We start from the raw sequence: 1,271 nt of genomic DNA, 5'->3' as shown, positions 1-1,271 counted from the left end.
CACGTGCGCGGCGATCACCGTCCTGGCGTTCACCGCCGGATGGCTGAGCAACCGGCTGAGCAACCGGCACGCCGTGCGGCGGCTCACCGCCGCCCTCGACGAGGCCCGCCGCCGGCTGCTGCGCGACCGGCTCACCGGCCTGTACAACCGCGACGGCCTGCTCACCGCCCACGCCGCGGACGCCGCCGCGCGTCCCGGCCGGGCCGCGTCGGTCGTGCTGATCGACATCGACGGCTTCAAGCAGATCAACGACGTGCTCGGGCACGCCGCCGGCGACGACCTGCTCACCGAGGTCGCCCGCCGCATCGACGAGGCCGCCCGGTTGCACCTCGGGGTGGCCGCCCGGCTGTCCGGCGACGAGTTCGCCGCGTGGCTGCCGCTGTACGGCAACCTGGACCGCGCCGCCGACATGTTCGTCACCATGATCGCCCAGCCGGTCACCCTGACCGTCGACGGCGACCCCATCACCGTCGTGCCCACCGCCAGCGTCGGCATCTCGCTGACCAGCACCAGCGTGCCGTGCGCGGCGGCGCTGCGGCTGGCCGACATCGCCATGTACCACGCCAAGACCGCCGGCGGCGCCCGCCGGGTCGTCTTCCACCGCGGCATGACCATGCCGCATGCCCGCGGGCGCCGCGGCCCGCGGCTGCGGGACCTGCACGGGCACGGGCCACTGGAGGGCTACGAGCCGGGGGATGGCCACGGGCACGGCGGGGCGGGGGCGTGAGCATGCACGAGGAGATGGCCTGCCAGGTCTGCACCACACCGCTGAACACCCTCGGCGACCCGCCCCGCTACCTGCACCCGCTCGACCAGCCCGGCACCGGCCACGAACCGGTGCCGGTGCCGTCGCGCACCCTGCCCACGGTCCGCCGCACCTGCGACTTCTGCAGCGACCCCTTCCCGATCTGGGCGCTGACCGGCGCGACCCTGGTCGCCGGCATCGTCAGCGGCACGCACAGCGGTACCGGGCAGATGTTCGGCGACAGATGGGCCACCTGCGCCACCTGCGAGCTGCACATCGCCGCCGGCCGCCGCGACCGGATCCTGGATCGGGCCTGCCGGGCGTTCGGCCTCCCGCGCGACCAGCAGGCGCGGATGCCGGTGCAGACACTGCAGTCGGCGTTCCTGGCCGGGCTGCGGCCCGGCCGCACCCTGATCACCACGACCGGCTGGCCGCCCACCCCGCTCGCCGCCGGTCAGACACCCAAGGTCCGCGACCGGCTCCGCGACTTCTACCGCGGCGCCGACCAGCTACCCGAACCCGCTGG

Annotated in this window: 1 protein-coding gene and 1 pseudogene; both read left to right on the top strand. The window is 75.1% G+C overall.

Annotated elements, in window-relative coordinates:
* The coding region (locus AB0M20_RS44230) for a GGDEF domain-containing protein (protein WP_364307552.1) at positions 1-727 on the top strand (727 nt) is incomplete at its 5' end.
* Positions 724-1,271, top strand: a pseudogene (locus tag AB0M20_RS44225) (hypothetical protein); the annotation flags it as partial. The gene AB0M20_RS44230 and the pseudogene AB0M20_RS44225, both read left to right, overlap by 4 nt.

The organism is Actinoplanes sp. NPDC051633 (assembly GCF_040681735.1).
Classification (GTDB): Bacteria; Actinomycetota; Actinomycetes; order Mycobacteriales; family Micromonosporaceae; genus Actinoplanes.
Note: the sequence above shows the minus strand (reverse complement) of the source record. Positions and strands in the feature narration are given on the sequence as shown.